The sequence below is a fragment of the Aliidongia dinghuensis genome (assembly GCF_014643535.1).
GTDB classification, from domain to species: Bacteria; Pseudomonadota; Alphaproteobacteria; order ATCC43930; family CGMCC-115725; genus Aliidongia; species Aliidongia dinghuensis.
Genome location: NZ_BMJQ01000082.1, coordinates 1 through 539, shown reverse-complemented (window position 1 = coordinate 539; position 539 = coordinate 1). Strand labels below are relative to the sequence as shown.

Sequence of the window (539 nt, the reverse complement as noted above, 5' to 3'; positions counted from 1 at the left end):
CTATGACCTAAACAATTTTAGCATTTAATGGTTTGAAGATGGTGAGCTTAATCTATCGGTCAACTGTCTTGACCGTCATGTGGCTGAAAACCCTTACAAGCCTGCGATTATTTGGGAAGGCGATCACCCATCACTTCATAAAATCATCTCATACAAAGAGCTACATTCAGAAGTATGCCGCCTTGGTAGCGCACTGCGTCGTAAAGGCGTCAAAAAAGGCGACCGCGTCACTATTTATTTACCGATGATTCCTGAAGCGGCGGTTGCGATGCTGGCTTGTGCGCGGATTGGCGCGGTTCACTCATTGGTATTCGGCGGGTTTTCAGCGGACAGTCTAGCCAGCCGTATCATCGATAGCCAATCAAAAATTGTCATCACCGCTGATGAATCTGTGCGTGGTGGTAAACATACGCCGCTTAAACAAAATGTGGATCGTGCACTAGACCAGGACGGCACCGAATGTGTTGAAAATGTCATTGTGGTGTACCGTACCGGTGAATCCATCCCAATGAGCGGACGCCGCGATATTTGGTATCACA

At 47.7% G+C, this 539-nt stretch carries 1 protein-coding gene; it reads left to right on the top strand.

What is annotated here, in order from left to right; translation table 11 throughout:
* Positions 1-79: 79 nt before the first annotated feature.
* The coding region (locus tag IEY58_RS34225; RefSeq protein WP_308422472.1) for an AMP-binding protein at positions 80-539 on the top strand (460 nt) is incomplete at its 3' end.